Below are 16,603 nucleotides of genomic sequence, written 5' to 3'. Positions count from 1 at the left end.
CTCCGATGCCGCTATGCAACGTCGCTGTCCGAGTACGCCATTGGCATTGTCAATCCCAGTAGGTGGGCCGCAATCTCACCGCGGCGTTCATAGGGTAGAAAGTGCCCGGAGTTCGGGAAGATGACCAGGCCGCTCTTTGGTACGCGACGGTGTATCGCACGAGCGTGATAAACGGGAGTCAACAGATCGCGCGAACCTGCGAATACGACGACACGACAGTCGAATCGATCCAGTGCCGAGTACCGATCATGGGACAGGATCGAACGAGCCAGCTGTGCGACGCTGCGAGGATTGCTGCTCGCCAGCTGCCCTACCGCTCGGTTCAGGTCGTGGCGGAATGGGCGGTACCCGAACAAGACGGCACGTGTCAGCTGTCGCACGATGAGCAGCGGCCGGGAAGGGATCACGAGAAGCGGTGCCACAGTCAACGCCAGCGATACCAACCATGACCAGAACCCGCGGCGCATCAGTCGTCCGAGGATATCTCCGGCTCCAGTCGCCACGAACGCGACACCGACGACTCGCGCTTCGAGCACCATGCTGTCGCGTTCGGCCAGCGCCATCAATGTCATTCCGCCCATGGAATGACCGCCGAGCACGATCGGGCCGACGGGTGCATATGCGGAGATGACTGCAGCGAGATCGTCGGCGAGAAGCTCCAGGCTCGCTGGAGCAGATTGCGACTGCCCGTGTCCTCGATGGTCATAGGCGAGTACACGCACGGTGGGATCCGCCGTGACGACGAGTTGTGCGACGTCTTCCCAACTCCCATGAGAAAGCGCCAGCCCGTGTGCCAGGATGATTGTCACTCTCGGGCTCGTCGATCCCCACTCGGCGATATGCAAAGCAGGCCCAGAGTCCCGCTCAAGCATGTATTTTCGGGGAGCCACAAAGATCGTAGATCTCGAGGTCATAATTTCAGTTCCCTACTACTGACAGTGTCGCTGGCTACTTGACCGGAAGGGCCATGTCAACACCGCCGACATCCGTGATCTTCCAATCCGTGTTCTTGTCTAGCGTCACCGTGTAGGTGACAGTTGTTTGCGCGCCCTCCGGGGTCTGCGCACTGGTCGATGTCACACTCAAGAAGACGTTCACAACATAAACACCAGCGTCTTCTGATTTCACTCTCGCGGCGATTGGGGTCGCGTTCGAAGTCCACTTAAGTGGAAGTACAATGTCTTTGAGCTGCGGAGCAGTGAGGTCGAACTTGTTCGCTAGGGCGGGGGAAGTATTCGATTTCAGATTACGTACCCATCCATCGAAGTTCTGATAATCAATATTGGACGCGCCAACAGCGTACTCGGAGGCTACTTCTTCAGCCCTCTTTTCCGCGGACGCAATGGAGTCAGCTTCTCGCAGCTCATTCCTCGTAGAGAGCCACAACAGAAAGCTAACAGACATCCCAACGACAAGTGTTACCACTATCGCTCCGACAATGATCGAGCGCAAGTCCACCGACAGCGTTCTTCCCGGACCAAACCGGTTCCTGTTCGCTACGACCGACTCTGCCGGCGTACCCAACTTACTAGATACGGTCTCCGCTCTGCCGTCGATGTTGTCAGCGGTTTCTACGGGCATGAATATCTCCTCGGGTAGCGTGTTTCGGTCCTATTTGATGCCGATACGCACATTCAATGCACTGTCTCCAGTCGCGCTGAGAGCACGTGCTATCAAATCGCTTATGTCTATCTGTGGCATGGACATCGCCGCGCTGTCCGCCAGCGGTTGCACGGCTGGTGCCAATTCTTGCAAGTCGGGTCCAATGCGGCTGAGATATTCCGTGACCTCGCCGAGGAAAGGCACGACGCCGTTGCCTTGCAAGTAGTCGTCCGGCATGGTGCCGATACGGGCCAGCCGGGCGATGGAATCGGCGATGAGAGCACCCCACATTCCTGCCTCGTCCCACAAGGGACCAGCGGCTGCCATCCCGGGCCCGGCCCAAGCCATGTCCGCGCCCATCGTCTGTAGATCGACGAGGATGCTGCGGATGGCGGGCGACCTACTCAGAATCGTCTCCGACAACAGTGTCGTCGAGGCTGCCAGCCTCGGCATAACGGTGTCTGTTCCCGTCAGCGCTTGATCCAACGTCTTGACGATGTTGCTGATCGCCTGCGGATTCAGTTGTTCAAGCAGACCCGTAACAGTCTGCGCCACGTCTGGAATCGAACGGGGCAGTATTACTTGCACCGCGTCGAGGCGCTGGCCATCGGTTAGGTAGGGACCGGCGCCGTTCTTCGGCACGAACTCGATATAAGGCTCACCGAGACCTGATAGGTCTTCGACTGTCGCGGTCCCTGTTGCCGGAATTCGGTATCTCGACTCGAGGGCTAGTTGCATTTCGACACCGCGTTCAGCCTTCTCTATCGACGCGATCTCTCCCACCCTCACACCACGTAGGAGTATCGGTGAACCCACTAGCAGACTTCCCGCCTGGGGAACACGCAACGTCACGTTGATCGAGTCACTGAAGACATCTATTCGCAATACACCGAATGTGAGATAACCGACGCCCAGAATCAAAACCGACATGATAGCAACGAGGGATAGTCCCGAACTCAGTTTCATCGCACTGCTCCGATCATCCGCAATGCCGATAGAATTCCAGCGATCCGGTCGGCTTCGGATCCGGGAGAGCCTTCGGCAGTCTCAAGGCCGGCAACATTAACCTTCGGTCCGTGCTCCACGAATGGAATGACCTTTTCGCGCAAAAGCGCAATGATCTTGTTCAAGTTCGACGGGGCTGAGAGGTCCAACGGACGGGACGTGAAAAGGAGTGGTATAAAAGCACGGGCAGCCGCGTCGCCTGACTGCGCCAGCGGACCGATCCATCGGAGGGAATCTGTCAGTAGCGTGAATCCATCATACAGTGTGATCAAACCGATCATCGACGTCATCGACGCAGCCGCCTGATCCACTCCAGAATCTGTCAGCAGATACTCCAATTCGGGTGTTCGGCTCAGGACAGCATCGGTACTGGCCCGCAGTCCACCCAGTAAGCCGTCGATAGCATCCAGGTGCTGTGCCAAGTCTTCGATATCGGCACCCAGCACTTCCGAGATCGAGGCAGTCTCCCGTGTATCCGCCGGAAGCACCGAGTTCACGCGGTTGATGATCTCCTGAGCCTGCTGTATTCCACCCCCTTGGACAAAGGTCGCCAAGACGTTCATGGTGTCCTCAACCTGAAGCAACGGCTTAGTTTGTCCTCGATCGATTGTGGAGCCCGGCGCGATGAGGCCACCTCCGCCGGCCTCCGGGGTGATCAACGCTATGGAGACGTCACCCAGAATGGTCGGCTGGCGGAGCTCAGCCGTAGTTCCAACAGGCAACCGCACCGATTCGATTATTTCCACGTCGACCACGACATACCCGTCGTTATCTTTCCCGGCATCGATCACCGCAACGTCGCGGACAATTCCGGCACGCAGACCGTCGACCGTCACTCGTGCTTGTGACGGCAGGTTTAGCGTATTGGCGAACTCGATTCGGATACTATAGCGGGCCCCCGATATCCCAGTCCCAGGGACAGGAATCGAAGCTGGATCGAATCCGCAGCCGGGGACAAGGCATACAAGTGCCACAGCGGCCGCGGTCACGAATTGCGTCCGGCGGGTCCGGGAAGAAATGGCCACCGCGTCTACTCGCAGATTCATCATCGCGCACCCGCCATTCCGAGCACCAAGGGAATCAGAGAAACATTCGTCAAACCGTCCTCAGCAGTATCGCAACGGCCCTGTGCGACCAGGCCGATCGCGGCACATATTCGGTCAGCATCAGCTTGGGGCATGGCCACCCTAGGGGTTGCATACGTCAGAACGGGTCGACCGCTGTGCGCGTCGGTTACGTCCCCGAAGGCTTGCAGCAGCGGGGGCGCCATGTCGACAATGTCCCTCATTGTACCGATATTCGCGCTGGCGAGGCGCGCGAGGGGAACTGTCGCATCGAGACCTTGGAGGATTTGGTCACCAAACATAGTGGTGATTTCGTTCAGCCATGGCACGATAATTCGCAATGAGTCGATGATCGAGACTGTTCGCGCGAAGATTCCGTGGTCGATCACCGCCAGCCCCGGCGCCAGACGGGTGATCATGGATTCGATATCTCCCCATCCACGCGCGACACTATTCATCAAGCTGTGCAGCGAATCTATGAGGGCTCCGAGGTGTCCGGCGGCAGCGTTGGACGAGCCGAGCGCCCGGTCGAGTGTACGGATTATTTCATTCATTTTCGGACCTGTGCCGGACAACGAGCTGTCGAGTGCGGCGATTTCCTCGGATAGCTGCCCGCGCTGTGCCGGATCACTCCCATTGTCGATTTCTGCTGCGAGGGCACCCAACGCATCGAGTGTCTGTGTCATGCTTTTCGGAGTCAAAGTACGGGAAATGCACTTTCGGGGATCCCATTCAGCATCGGATTCACTGTTGTCGAGAATAGCCAAGGAGCGATCAGCAACGATGGTGTCTGAAAGGGTAGTGGCCGATACCTCACCACGCGGCGTATGGTTGGCGTCCACCTCGAAATCAACCTGCACCGCTTCGCCACGAGGTTCGATGTGCGTCACCGTGCCAACTCTGACGCCACGAATGGTGACGTGGTTTCCGGTGTACAGTCCAATTGCGTCCGGCATGGTTGCGCAGTAGTGCCGCATCGTCTTCGGAGGATTGAGTACCGCGAAATACCCAGCAACCAATATCGTGCATATAGCCCCGACGCCGAGGAGGGATATGAGGCCGCGGGAGGCCAGAATCCTATTCATCCTTAGCAGTCCTTTCCAGGGACGGGAATACAAAACGACTGCGCAACGACAACCGATGCAGACTGGTCAATAACGATGCCATCTTCTGAGGAAGCGACGGGCTGCAGTCTCGACATCAAGTCCCGAGTGCTTGTGATGATCTGCCCCATACCTTCGCCTAGACGGTTCAGTTCGGGTATGACCTCGGCCAGACTTCGGGCGATGGAATCCAGCCTTGACCGGTACACCGGCTCGAGTGCTGCGATCCGAGACAGAAGCTGTTCCATCAACCGGACTGCCTCGAAAATCTCAGCCTTTTTGCCGAGCCCCACCGTCTCCATAAGGTTGACACTTGCGATCAGTTCCCCGAGGATCGCCTTCGAGTTATTGATTGCACTGATGTACTCGTCGGCCATCGCAAGCGTTTCCGACACGTCCCGACTCTGACGGTCGAGAATTTCGACGAGCGATGTGAACGCATCGACTGCTCGCTGGATCCCTGCCGGCCCGGAAACGATCGCGCGGTTCATGTTAGTCAAGTTCTGCCGTAAGGTATCGCCCTCAATATCCGCGATCGGCTGTGCTGCGTCCTGAAAGGTCCGACCGAGGCTGTACGGGAGATGCACCCTGTCAGAAGGTATCGGGGCGCGAAGCGATGAAGTCCCTGCTGATGTCAAGGCGAGATAGTGCCCACCGATCAGAGTCAACATTCGGACGTCGAGACTTGTCTGATCGCCTATGAAAATATCATCGTCAATCGTAAAGCTCACGCGGACGTCCTTTCGACGCAGCTCAATCGATTTCACGGCGCCGACCGGAACACCGGCGATACGGACGTCATCGCCGACCTTTATGGACCCGAGTTCCGACATCTCGGCCCAGTACGTCGACTTGCCGAATGGCACCACGTACACCAAAACGCTCGCTAGCAACGCGACACCCATCAGGAATGCTCCGAGGGCGCCCCATCGCAATTCCCGCGAGTCACGTGATGAGGCAGCCGTTGGCGCCCAGCCAGCGAATCTCCCGATAATGCTGACTAGTTTGGCTATCATCCTTTGCATATCGATATCCTTTGTCCCGTGATCATCACCTGGAAAGGATCCGGGCTGTCGACGTTCCCGTTCGAACAGTTTCGGTTCACGACAGGACTATCGGACGGGATCCAACTATTCAGGGTCTGGAGCATCGCTGGCAGTTTTCGGAGTACTTCGACTGCCTGTTGAGGATCTGGAAATATCGTCCGCAGCAGTGTATCGGCGTCCGGATTGCTACCAGGAGTCAACCCAATCGCGTCGAGGAGGCTGTTCAGCGGCGCGATCACGTCTGGAGCCATAAGAGCGAATTCGACGATTCCATCCACCTTGCTACGTAGCGTGGAGACAACCACCGACAGCTCCGAAACAAGCTGCACCAGATGTGAGGATCGACCGCCGAGATGGTCAGATATCTTTTTCAGATTAGCCACCAACGCGGTAATCACTGCCTGTCGGTCCATCGTATAGCTGGACAAGGTCTGGATAGAGTCGAGAACCGAACCGATACCCGAGCCGTCTCCTTCTATAGCGGCGATCATATTAGTAGCGAACTTATTTACTGCTGCTGGTGACAACTCGCTCAGAACCGGTTCCAGCCCGTTGAATAGAGCTGTGATGTCGAATGACGGGATGGTTCTGGAAGCCCCGATCCTACTGCCTGCCGCCAACTCCGCAGTGACTGGCGATGATTGTTGAACGTCGACGTAACGCTGGCCCACCAGACTCTGATATCGTATAGCTAGGACGGTGTTCTCGTATAAATGCCGATCGCGTTCGACCATGAACGTGACGATTGCGCGACCATCCTCAAGTGAGATCGAAAGCACTTTACCTATGCGGACACCGTTCATCCGAACATCGTCTCCGGACTTGAGACCGTTCGCATCGACGAACTCCGATGAGAACTGCTTAGTCCCTCCTGAGACCGGGCGTTGTACAGTCTGCGCGATTGCTGCGAGCAGCACTGCGATCACGACTACAGAAACCGCGAGCTTCGCGACTACCACCAATAGGCTGCCATGCCTGTTCATCGACCACCCCCGAAATACGGTGTCGGAACCAACGTTTCCGGCGATGACGCCGCAATCGCGGGAACTAGATCGAGAATCAGTTTGATACTCAGTACCGGGCCACTAGGCGTCGACGTGAACGACCGATCCAGCCGCGACAGTATCTCGGAGAGCTGCATGCTCGAAACACCAGGCGTCGAAACCATTCGACTGCCACTTGCAAGAATCGGCGTGAGCATTGCCGCGTATTCTGACAGATGCGCCTGCGCCGTGAATAGCGTTCCCGCGAGGGCGGGGAAGAAGCGTTGGCCTACAACACTGACTGTGGCGTCGAATAGTTCGCGTTGGTTATTCAGAATCTCGATGGTGGTGAGTCGATATATCAGGCCTACCGTGCCGTCGATCATCGATGCGCTGCCGACAAGCATCGAGCCGTACTGTTCCAGCAATGCCGAGACCGGCACAGAGCGTGTCTCAGCGACGTTCCGACCGGATACCACAATCGCCTCCATCAGTGGCGTGAATTGGCGGGCCGCTGTAGCAACCCGCACCAGCACGTCGGTGAGTTCCGGGGTAAGGAGGCTTCCCGTGGTCTCCGCGACTGTCCGAATCAGTACACCCATGGTCGCATCTCGCTGCCTGTCAGATCGAGGACCCGTCAGGTCGATAACAACGCCGTCTCGCAGGGGTGTGCCCCCAACGCCCGGTTTCAGCGCAACCTCGCTGATACCGAAGAGATTAGACGGCGAGTAGTCTACGAGAAGGCTGTCGGTGAGCCCGCTCGAGTTTGTTCGATCAAGCATCAAAGTCACCTGTTTCGCCCCATCACCTGAGCCGATGGCAGTGACGGCACCGATGCCGACACCGTCGAACTGCACCGGCGTTCCCACGCCGACGCCGTCTCCGATTTTCTCGGTGCGCAACACCACGAGCATTCGGTTGTCGCCGCGGGCCGCATTGCCAACTGTCCAAGCGGCCGCTACTGACAGTGCCGTCAGCACGGCGACCATACCGACAATAATCGACGATCGCTTTGTTGCCGATACTCCCGGCATTTCATATCGAGACATCGGCGCTCACCCTGTGAATTCGATCGCGGAGTTGACACCCCACAGGAGGATGGTCAATACCATGTCTAGACCGATGATCGCCACAAAACTTGCCCGGACGGCACGGCCGGACGCAATTCCGACGCCTTCCGGCCCGCCTGTCGCGAAGAACCCTTGATAACTGTGAATCAAGATGACAGCCGTCCCGAATACCAGAACTTTGATCACAGCAGCAGTGATATCCCACCCGCTGATGAATTGATAGAAGTAGTGATCGTAGACACCTGCGGCCTGGCCGTGCAGCTGGACGATCACAGTCCGGCACGCCGCGTAGCTGAGGATTAGCGCGATAAGAAAAGTCGGAACGATCGCCACCGCGCCGGCAACAATCCTGGTCGTTACAACGAAAGGAATCGATCGCAATCCAAGCGATTCGATGGCGTCGATCTCCTCTGAGATCCGCATCGATCCGATTTGGGCGGTTATACGACACCCAGCTTGTGCGGCGAATCCGACTCCTGCCGCGATCGGCGCTAGCTCTCGGGTGTTGGCGAAGGCTGAGACAATGCCTGACACCGGCCCCATACTGATGAGGTCTAGAGTCGCGAATGACTCGACGCCGACCGAGCCGCCGATGACCAGTCCCAGCACCACCAGCATCGGGACCGTTCCACCGCCCACGATGATCGAGCCTTGCCCCCACGTCATATCCGTGATCGCGCGCATTGTCTCCGCTCGATATCGTTTGAGCGTGAACGGTATCGCCGACAATGCCTGCCAGATGAAATTGAGGACGAAACCTAGAGGCTCCACCGGAACGACACGGTGCCCGAGTGACGCCGCAGTTCGCCGGGCCTTCACTAGCCGCGGGGGAGTGTACTTCATCTCCGACATCTATGCCAGCCTTGTTGGAAGGAACATTGAGACCAACTGAGTGACCAATAGATTCACGACAGCGACAGAGACGACGGAGAGAACAACTGCCGCGTTCACGCCATCCGCTACTCCACGTGGACCACCTTTGGCCTCAAGACCCCGCTGGCACGCGATCATCACGACGATGAAGCCGAACAGCACAGACTTGACAATCGACACGCCGATATCCGCCATTACGGTGAAGGATCCGAAGGTTCCCCAATAGCTGCCGGGCGTCACCCCCTGAGGACCGACCGCGACTGCATATCCCGCCACGACCCCTACGAAGATGATCAAGACATTGAGCATCGGTGCAACGAGAATCATCGCCACCATCCGGGGAATCACGAGGCGATGCATAGGACTTATGCCCATCGTTCGCATGGCGTCGATCTCTTCACGGATGTTGCGGGCGCCCAAGTCGGCCGCGATCGCGGCCGCGCCAGCCGCGCCCAGCAACAATCCTGTCGCCATGGGGGCGCCCTGTTTTATTACCCCCAAACCGCCGGCTGCACCGAGAAGCGAATCTGCGCCGATCTGATGGATCAGGTTCCCGACCTGAACCGAGACGATAACCCCGAATGGCACGGCCATTAGAATTGCCGGAATTGCGGTAACCGTAATCAAGTACCAGGATTGATACAGCGCCTCACGCCATTGAAACTTCAATCCGGCAATGTCACTCGCGGCACCCATCGCGGCTGAATACGCCATCCGCGTAGTCCGACCAAACGTTCGGAGGCCAGAGACCACTGTTCCGGATAAATTCTCACGAATTACTCGGGCCGACGCCGACAACTCGCTACGCGCAGGCACCACGGCAGATTCCCATCTCGTCTCTCGCATCGTTGTCCGAGATGGCGGCGGGCGCAAAGAACGCATCGGTTCGGCCGATCTTGCACCCGACGCACTCGGCTGGTGTTGGCCGGAAAGCTGTGCCTTGCTGAGTTGCGGCCAAGTGCGCCATCACGACCACGCCACCTCCATGTGTGCTACGGCAAGTACTAGATACTCAAGGTACGAGTATGCGTCCTGGGTCACACCCTGTCAATAGACCATCAGACTCCAACGGATGCGTAACAGCAATCGATCCGCTAACTTGCGATCCGATCCGACGATCGCCGCTTGGCGATGGATTTCGAGTCGCTCGCGACCTCCACCGGATGCAAGCTCGCCGACACGCCAGACCCATCAGCGCGGTCTCGCCGACCGCGATATGCCCCTTCATCGCCGCATGACCGTCTCGAAGCCTTCCCGTAACTCCATTTTCGAGCAGTCTCCATGCATACACAGCAGAATCTGCCGGGAGAACGGTCCGGGGAAGACCTGGCCCATCATCACTCGCGCAAGGTGACCGAGATGGCATGAGCAAAACTACAGTTAACTTCATGCGGGCGCGAGTGCTTCCGCCAGCCATGATGGAATCTGTCTCGGCCGGTCTTCTAGGTCTGGTCTTACCCTGGTTTCACGGAGCCGTGGACCTCATGCCACGATGGTTGCGTTCTCGTACTCCATCGAGGTCAGCATTCCGATGCCGCTATGCCGCCGCTGCCGGTTGCGGAAGAGCTCGAGGTATCGAACATCGCGTCTTGCTCCGCATATACACCCGTGGCGTCGGACGCGGCGTCGAGCCTCCAGCCCGATGAACCCACCGATAGCCGACGTCAGGCGAAACTCCCGCGGCAGCGGCCCGGTTCCTGGCTCCTCGATCCAGAAACTCTGAAGCGCTATCTCGTCCTCGGACACCTCGGCGCCGAACGGACCGCCGAAGTCGTCCGCGACAGCCTCATCGCCGCCGTCACCGAACTACCCGCGACCCCCCACCGCACCGCGACTTGGGACCAGGATGCCGAGACAGCCGAGCACCGATCCCTTTCCCATGGCCACCGACATTCGCGTCTTCTTCGCCGATCCCGGCGCACTGTGGCAGCGCGGCAGCAACGAAAGACACCAATGGTACTCTGCGGCAGAACCGAGGTCGCCGAGGAACTCACCGGCCGTCCACAGAAAAATTCTCGACTGCGACACACCAGCCCAACGTTTGGCTGCTTTGATGGACGCTTCATAGTCCGGCCGTTGCGACGACTCCTGGATCCAAGATGTTTCATGATCGAGCGCACCTGTCCAGAGCCAACCTCGATACCCATGCCGATAGTGAGCTCGGCGTGCATGCGGTGCACGCCGTAGCGGCCACGGGAGGCCAGATGGATAGCCCGGATCGTTTCGGCGAGCATCTCGTGGCGCAGTCGGCGTTGGCTGGGTGATCGGTTGCGGTGATGGCGGTAGCCGCGCTCGGACACGCCGAGCACACGGCTGGTGGTGCGGATGCTGATTCCTTGCCCGGTCAAGGTCGAGACAGCCGGGGACCGCCTTTTGAGCCGAGCGTGGGTCGTCGAAAACCTTCGCGGCCAACCCCGAGTCGCTCGCAGCTCCTCCTCGAGTTGCTTGATCCTGTTCAGCGCATCCCTCAGTTGCGCCGATTCGTCCATGGATGTCCCGGGGGCCTCACCGCGGGCCTGGTGTTCCACCGCTACAGCGTGGCTCGGTGACTCCAGATCACGGGCGACATCGGCGACCCTGCGTCCTTTATCGACGACCAGAGCGACAGCGCTTTCACGGAATTGTGGGGAGTACATCATCGGCATGAGCGGAGATCCGTCCATCGAACGGTTGGAAACTCACAACTCAGCGGACAGAATTCCTAGACAGCCCAAGGCGGTCCTCAACCCGTGACGGTTTGCCGACGGCCCGGCGTCATTCTGTGACACGGTTGAGATTGGTCTCCAAACTGCCCGAACTGGCTCAAAGGGGCAAGGCTGGTGCCAGCACAAGCAGGACGAACGGAGAGCACATGCAATGCTGCCCAGGCCGCGCACTATCGCCAGTTGGCCATCGCTAGCGACCTCAAGTCCGCGCCTCTCCCGCTATCTCTGGCCGGCGTCATATGCGGCTGATGGGCCTCTCACCCTTCAGCCGCCTGGCCTTTGCAAGTCGCGATGTGCCTTCTTGCAATCAGAGAACAGCCCGTCAGCAGGCGTTCCCTTGGCAATGGTGTCGTGCAAGGCGCCATGACCAGCATCCAACCGCCGGAAGCGATCGGGCCTATAGGGTGCGTCCGAGGAAGTCGGTGACAACCTGCGTGAATGCGTCATTGTCATCTCCTGCCACCATATGGCCAGTTCCGGAGACATCGGTCGTCTCCGCGTGCGGCACAATTTCCAGGAATTCTGCAACGGTCTCCTGCGATACCAGATCGGACAGGGCACCGCGCACGAGCAGGGTCGGCGCGACGACTCTACCCGCACCCGCGACGAGCAATTCTACAAGTGTGTCGAATTGCTCGGCACCGGCAGACGCGTCCTGTTGCAACGCCTGAAAACGACTCGTGATGAAGGCGGGATCCCATCGCCACACCCATCGACCGTCGGCTCGTTGCCGCAGTACCTTGTAAAGGCCCTCAAGCCGCACCGGTCGTTCGCGGTGCGGGTTGTATGCCGCGATGACGTCGGCAGCGTTTTCGAGGTTCGCGAATCCGTCAGGATGCGCGGACATAAACGAGACGATGCGTCGAGCGCCATCGAACTCCATCCGTGGGGTCACGTCGACCAGCACCACCGCTCCCCACAACTCGGGGGGCGCAAGCAGGTGCGCGGCAAGAACGGTCATCCCGCCCAATGATGCTCCGACGACCGCGGGCGCGTCCTCGGTGCAGAATCGTTCTCGCATTATGAGCAGGTCATCGACAAGGTGCTCGACGTCGTATCGTCCGTCGGGGGCCCAGTCACTGTCGCCGTGCCCACGTGCATCGTATGCAACTACTGTGTAGCCGCGATCGCGCAGGCGGAGCGCTGAGGTGGTCCAGGCGTGACGACTCTGCCCACCTCCATGCAGCAGGATCACAACCTGCTGGTTGGAACCATGGGGATAGTAGTCGGCCGCCAGCGTGATTCCGTCACGCGCCAGTACCTGCATCTCGATAATGCCATCCGTCACGAGCTGCCGCCCCCGTCGCTGACGATCGTAACCGTTCCCTGAGCGGCGCACACTGGCCTGCCGTCGTTGGTGATGTCGATGCGTGCGACGCCCGATCGCCTGGTCAGGGCAATGACATCTGCCGTGGCGATGCATACGCCAGCCGTGACCGGCCGCAGAAGATTGATCTTGAACTCGGTTGTCGCGACCCAGCAGCCGGTCGGGATCACCGGATAAAAGACAACACCCAGGCAATGGTCGACCATGGCTGACAGGCAGCCACCATGCAATGTACGGAAGGGGGTAAGGAGCTCGTCTCGCACCTCCATCTCGGCGATCAACCGACCGGCGCTCAGTTCGGCATGACGAAATCCGAGATAAGCCGAGATGCCGCCCACATCCGTTGCTGCGCCGAGCACCTGCCCAGCAACTCGGGGGTCGAACTGCGGGAATTCCATCGGAGCCTCCTCCGTCTCTGCGTTGACCTGCCCCAAGGTGACACTACTGCCCAAGGTGACACTACTGCAGATTTGTGTCACCTGCATTGCCGATCTGCACGTCGTCGTGACAGCGGTGCCGATCCAATTCGGTAGACGCTGGTACGACGATGGCAGGCAGGAGGCAGCGGCAAAGGTACGCACGGAGGCCAGCAGGGCTGCGTCGTCTCGGACCGCGCACGGTGAGCAGGCTGAGGATCGTCCGCAGGATCCACTCCGCGGCGTCGTCCACTGAGATCCCCGGCTGCAGGTCATCGCGGTGACGGGTGAATACCGGTCGCAGGAACTCGGTGACGAGTTCGAAGAGGGCGACCGATGTGGACTCTGTCAGACCGATTCCAGCGAGGCGATCATCGCTGACGAACAGAGCGGAAATCGACTTCTCTCGGCTGGCGGCGTGAACAGTGGTCTCTACGAAGACCAGCACGGCAGATGCGAGATCAGGCTGTCCGGCGAGTGGCCCGCCAATCCCGTCGAGGTAGCGGCCGGCCGTCCGCAGGACGACGCCCGAGACCACCGATTCACGGTTCGCGAAGTGCCGGTACACCGTGGCCCGAGAGACGCCGGCCTGCCGAGCGATGTCCTCCATCGTCGTCGCCGAGAATCCGACCTCTTCGAAGCAGAACTCTGCGGCATCAAGTAGGGCATCCCGGGTGCTACCCAGGGCCGAGAATCGCGCGCCGCGACGTGCAGATTTCGTCGTCACCACAACAAGTATGCCGCTACTTCGTCGAGGAGCGCATCCCCCTCTGTCCTCTACCGGTGCGCATCTCTGCGGCCGGGCAGCGATACAGATCTGACATTATGTCGCGCTACCGCCAACTGAGTCGTCACGCAGCTGAGGCAGGAGGTGGCGGCGCGCGAATCGGCGCGCACCCTCAGGGGTATCGAGGGATATGCGGGTCGATGGGGTCAGCACGAACGACAGGATCACGCGGACAGTCAGCTCGGAAACCACGTGAAGTTCGACATCCGTGCGGGCAGCATCAACTTCTTGCGCGAGTTGGTCGGCCAGAAAGTTCGACGCGGTCGCGACAAGACCCCCTGCCTCGATCGTGAGAAACGGCAGTAGTGACTCCGGCTCGGTCTCCAACAGCCTGTTGAGCAGGGCGTGCCCCCGTACTGCCTTCAGCGTGAAAACGAATCCTTCGACGATCTTCTCCTCGAGATCCTGATGATTTGACACCTCTGCTTCCAACTCAACGAGGAACCTGGCGAGTTCTCGCAGAATCACCGCCTCGACAATGCGCCCCTTGCTCGGGAAGTGTCGGTACAGCGTCACACGTGCCAGCCGTGCGCGACGAGCGATGTCTTCGATCCGTGTGCGGCTGATCCCGACAACTTCGAATTGCCTTAGCCCGGCGTCGAGGATACGTTCCGAGGTCCCAGACGGCGACGGCGTCCGGATCACCGCGATGGCCTTCAGAAGCAACCTGGTGTAGTTCATCGTCGTGATCGGATCCTTCGAGCCGGGCAACGTCGCCGGGTGTCATGTGGGCAGGGGTCGTTGGTCGACCGTTGAGTATGCACCCAATGAACCTCCGTACGCCATACTTTCAAACCCCTGACGTGGGCATTGAAACGATCATACTAGGTGAGTACCATCGTTCCTGTGGTACGCAACGGGGCGCCCCGGTGCAAGTCCGGGCTGACGACGAACGAATGGATGAGGACCAACACGCGCGGGTCCTCATCGTCGGATGTCGTCGCCTCGGGACTGGCCCTATCGGAGAGGGAGTGCTCTGGCCTTGCAATAGTCATCATTGGAAGCGGTGTCCGAAGTGCGGTGTGGGCGTCGGCGGTCTCGCTTGTGCGCACGCGTTTCGGGGCTGCTTGCTCACTTGGTGGCGCAGTTCACGCTCCCGGTGTCAAGCATTGCGGACCTACACTCCCCTGCGTTCACGCCGCTACGCTCGCGGCTTGTTCACTGCCCGCCCACAGCAGACTGACGTCTGAGCTCTCCGCACGATCTGCCTTTCCCGGTGCCCTCGGTCGTGCGCCGAACGCCCCGACGGTGTCGCTCTCCTGGTGCGCACGACCATGGATGGCGGGCCTGTCGGTGGTCCGCCACGCGATTAGAGGGCTTTCAAATCGCCATCGCGGAGTACCCGAGGCGGGGCCTCTGCCCGTCGATTCATGGCCAGGACGTACGCCTAATCGCAGCTGCGATCGCCTGACACCTCCCCCCTCGCCGGCCTCGACCTCGCTAACGGACGCAAATGGCGCGCACGGGCCCGCGATTTCAGGAGACCCCGCTGCGCCGCGGCCTTCGCCCGGCGCCGGATTACTCACGGCCAGCATGCGCCAGCGACGAGCGTTTTCGTCTACTGGAACGAGTTCCAAGAGTTTTGTCCGACAATGCCACACGTGAGCGGCTACCGCTGCGAAATGCACGGCCTCCGGACACCAGGCCAAGATTTTGTGTCCATATTTGCGAAGGAGTAGAGCGATGTCAATCGATTTGCCGCACACCTTGGAAATCATAAAACAACGCCAATGGGCACTCGGCGACTTCGACTGGGGGGAGCCCGGCGCGGACACGATAACGGCCGAGCAGCTCCCGCAGGTCAAGCAATTCATGTCCGATCTGGTCTGGATCGAGCAGGTCGGCTCGCGCGCCTTCGTCGCGCTCGGCCGTCAAACCAAGGACAGTACGCTAGCTGAGATCTACCGCTACTTCCAGGCCGAGGAACAAAAGCACGCAAACGCCGAGCTGGCCCTCATGCGCCGTTGGGGAATGCTCGATGACGACGAGATCCCAGAACCGAATATCAATATCCGACTAGCCATAGAATGGCTGGACAGCTACGCAGATGATCTGCCGCTGTCCGTACTAGGCTCAGCGATTCCGATGCTCGAGGTGGCACTCGACGGAGCACTGTTGAAGTTCCTACTTGAGGAGATCCAGGATCCCCTGTGCCACAAGGTCTTTCAGCGGATCAATGCCGATGAGTCCCGTCACCTAGCTGTGGATTTCCATGTGCTGGACATGATTGGAGCGGGGCCGATACACCGACTGCTGATCGAAGCCGCCGGCGCCGCGCTGCGCCCATCCCTACTCATCGGCATCCTCACCGGGTTGCCCCTGCTGACCCGTATGCACGACAGCATCATCGCGATGGGACTCGACGAACAGATGCTCTTCGACGCGATTCGGAAGTTCGGCATTATCGGTGACCGGAGCGTCGCCACCCGCCGCAATCCGATCTACCAACTCGTCAAGTACTACGGTGAAATGGTCATGGACCAGTCGCACCCTTATCATCGACTACTCGGCAATGCCCTGTTGACGATCACTGAGCACTACCCTAAACAATGGCTCGGTTCGACTCCTTCCTGGATCAACGAGCTCACTTACCAACCGGTGGCCGCAGCATGATCGACGAGG

16 protein-coding genes are annotated in these 16,603 nt (G+C 59.4%); 1 reads left to right on the top strand and 15 read right to left on the bottom strand.

The window, feature by feature from the left end; genetic code table 11:
• Positions 1 to 11: 11 nt before the first annotated feature.
• The 15 genes from Q7X29_RS13915 to Q7X29_RS13850 all read right to left on the bottom strand — a co-directional run bounded on the left by Q7X29_RS13915 (position 12) and on the right by Q7X29_RS13850 (position 14,662).
• Positions 12 to 809 (bottom strand): alpha/beta fold hydrolase, encoded by a 798-nt coding sequence (locus Q7X29_RS13915; RefSeq protein ID WP_067488063.1) that lies wholly within the window; start codon positions 807 to 809, stop codon positions 12 to 14.
• Between the two features lie 139 nt (positions 810 to 948).
• Positions 949 to 1,581 (bottom strand): hypothetical protein, encoded by a 633-nt coding sequence (locus tag Q7X29_RS13910; protein ID WP_022565896.1) that lies wholly within the window; start codon positions 1,579 to 1,581, stop codon positions 949 to 951.
• A 30-nt stretch (positions 1,582 to 1,611) separates the two neighbouring features.
• Entirely contained in the window at positions 1,612 to 2,568 is a 957-nt protein-coding gene (locus tag Q7X29_RS13905; protein ID WP_022565897.1) for an MlaD family protein, read from the bottom strand.
• Positions 2,565 to 3,653: an MlaD family protein gene (locus Q7X29_RS13900; protein WP_267890447.1), complete on the bottom strand. Its 1,089-nt coding sequence runs from the start codon at positions 3,651 to 3,653 to the stop codon at positions 2,565 to 2,567. Before Q7X29_RS13900 ends, Q7X29_RS13905 begins: the two co-directional genes overlap by 4 nt.
• Positions 3,653 to 4,648: an MlaD family protein gene (locus Q7X29_RS13895; protein ID WP_267890448.1), complete on the bottom strand. Its 996-nt coding sequence runs from the start codon at positions 4,646 to 4,648 to the stop codon at positions 3,653 to 3,655. Before Q7X29_RS13895 ends, Q7X29_RS13900 begins: the two co-directional genes overlap by 1 nt.
• Before the next feature lie 110 nt (positions 4,649 to 4,758).
• Positions 4,759 to 5,679, bottom strand: coding sequence for an MlaD family protein (locus Q7X29_RS13890; protein WP_019050177.1), 921 nt, complete (start codon positions 5,677 to 5,679; stop codon positions 4,759 to 4,761).
• A gap of 107 nt (positions 5,680 to 5,786) precedes the next feature.
• Entirely contained in the window at positions 5,787 to 6,803 is a 1,017-nt protein-coding gene (locus Q7X29_RS13885; RefSeq protein ID WP_022565901.1) for an MCE family protein, read from the bottom strand.
• Positions 6,800 to 7,792 carry an MlaD family protein gene (locus Q7X29_RS13880; RefSeq protein ID WP_022565902.1) on the bottom strand — a complete coding sequence of 331 codons (993 nt, stop codon included), beginning with the start codon at positions 7,790 to 7,792 and terminating at the stop codon, positions 6,800 to 6,802. Before Q7X29_RS13880 ends, Q7X29_RS13885 begins: the two co-directional genes overlap by 4 nt.
• Before the next feature lie 66 nt (positions 7,793 to 7,858).
• The gene (locus Q7X29_RS13875; RefSeq protein WP_022565903.1) at positions 7,859 to 8,725 is read right to left on the bottom strand and encodes an ABC transporter permease; all 867 of its coding nucleotides are present in this window, start codon (positions 8,723 to 8,725) and stop codon (positions 7,859 to 7,861) included.
• Positions 8,726 to 9,460 (bottom strand): ABC transporter permease, encoded by a 735-nt coding sequence (locus Q7X29_RS13870; RefSeq protein ID WP_019050175.1) that lies wholly within the window; start codon positions 9,458 to 9,460, stop codon positions 8,726 to 8,728.
• Between the two features lie 1,013 nt (positions 9,461 to 10,473).
• Entirely contained in the window at positions 10,474 to 11,382 is a 909-nt protein-coding gene (locus Q7X29_RS33060) for an IS3 family transposase (protein WP_378911994.1), read from the bottom strand.
• A 466-nt stretch (positions 11,383 to 11,848) separates the two neighbouring features.
• On the bottom strand, positions 11,849 to 12,718 hold the full coding sequence (locus tag Q7X29_RS13865) for an alpha/beta fold hydrolase (RefSeq protein WP_022565907.1): 870 nt from the start codon (positions 12,716 to 12,718) through the stop codon (positions 11,849 to 11,851).
• Between the two features lie 17 nt (positions 12,719 to 12,735).
• The gene (locus Q7X29_RS13860; protein WP_030204326.1) at positions 12,736 to 13,176 is read right to left on the bottom strand and encodes a PaaI family thioesterase; all 441 of its coding nucleotides are present in this window, start codon (positions 13,174 to 13,176) and stop codon (positions 12,736 to 12,738) included.
• Between the two features lie 61 nt (positions 13,177 to 13,237).
• On the bottom strand, positions 13,238 to 13,921 hold the full coding sequence (locus tag Q7X29_RS13855) for a TetR/AcrR family transcriptional regulator (RefSeq protein ID WP_081723035.1): 684 nt from the start codon (positions 13,919 to 13,921) through the stop codon (positions 13,238 to 13,240).
• Between the two features lie 96 nt (positions 13,922 to 14,017).
• Positions 14,018 to 14,662, bottom strand: coding sequence for a TetR/AcrR family transcriptional regulator (locus Q7X29_RS13850; RefSeq protein WP_022565909.1), 645 nt, complete (start codon positions 14,660 to 14,662; stop codon positions 14,018 to 14,020).
• 1,002 nt (positions 14,663 to 15,664) lie between these two features.
• On the opposite strand from Q7X29_RS13850, the gene Q7X29_RS13845 reads away from it, so the two are divergent.
• Positions 15,665 to 16,594 (top strand): ferritin family protein, encoded by a 930-nt coding sequence (locus Q7X29_RS13845; protein WP_022565911.1) that lies wholly within the window; start codon positions 15,665 to 15,667, stop codon positions 16,592 to 16,594.
• Positions 16,595 to 16,603 lie beyond the last annotated feature (9 nt).

The sequence above is a fragment of the Nocardia canadensis genome (genome assembly GCF_032656385.1).
Classification (GTDB): domain Bacteria; phylum Actinomycetota; class Actinomycetes; order Mycobacteriales; family Mycobacteriaceae; genus Nocardia; species Nocardia canadensis.
Note: the sequence above shows the minus strand (reverse complement) of the source record. Positions and strands in the feature narration are given on the sequence as shown.

Bases quoted from the DNA above. Each gene is read 5' to 3' on its own strand.
- Q7X29_RS13910 (WP_022565896.1), bottom strand. From the start codon at position 1,581: ATGCCCGTAGAAACCGCTGACAACATCGACGGCAGAGCGGAGACCGTA.
- Q7X29_RS13905 (WP_022565897.1), bottom strand. From the start codon at position 2,568: ATGAAACTGAGTTCGGGACTATCCCTCGTTGCTATCATGTCGGTTTTG.
- Q7X29_RS13900 (WP_267890447.1), bottom strand. From the start codon at position 3,653: ATGAATCTGCGAGTAGACGCGGTGGCCATTTCTTCCCGGACCCGCCGG.
- Q7X29_RS13895 (WP_267890448.1), bottom strand. From the start codon at position 4,648: ATGCGGCACTACTGCGCAACCATGCCGGACGCAATTGGACTGTACACC.
- Q7X29_RS13890 (WP_019050177.1), bottom strand. From the start codon at position 5,679: ATGGGTGTCGCGTTGCTAGCGAGCGTTTTGGTGTACGTGGTGCCATTC.
- Q7X29_RS13885 (WP_022565901.1), bottom strand. From the start codon at position 6,803: ATGAACAGGCATGGCAGCCTATTGGTGGTAGTCGCGAAGCTCGCGGTT.
- Q7X29_RS13880 (WP_022565902.1), bottom strand. From the start codon at position 7,792: ATGGTCGCCGTGCTGACGGCACTGTCAGTAGCGGCCGCTTGGACAGTT.
- Q7X29_RS13875 (WP_022565903.1), bottom strand. From the start codon at position 8,725: ATGTCGGAGATGAAGTACACTCCCCCGCGGCTAGTGAAGGCCCGGCGA.
- Q7X29_RS13870 (WP_019050175.1), bottom strand. From the start codon at position 9,460: ATGGCGTATTCAGCCGCGATGGGTGCCGCGAGTGACATTGCCGGATTG.
- Q7X29_RS33060 (WP_378911994.1), bottom strand. From the start codon at position 11,382: ATGTACTCCCCACAATTCCGTGAAAGCGCTGTCGCTCTGGTCGTCGAT.
- Q7X29_RS13865 (WP_022565907.1), bottom strand. From the start codon at position 12,718: ATGCAGGTACTGGCGCGTGACGGAATCACGCTGGCGGCCGACTACTAT.
- Q7X29_RS13860 (WP_030204326.1), bottom strand. From the start codon at position 13,176: ATGGAATTCCCGCAGTTCGACCCCCGAGTTGCTGGGCAGGTGCTCGGC.
- Q7X29_RS13850 (WP_022565909.1), bottom strand. From the start codon at position 14,662: ATGAACTACACCAGGTTGCTTCTGAAGGCCATCGCGGTGATCCGGACG.
- Q7X29_RS13845 (WP_022565911.1), top strand. From the start codon at position 15,665: ATGTCAATCGATTTGCCGCACACCTTGGAAATCATAAAACAACGCCAA.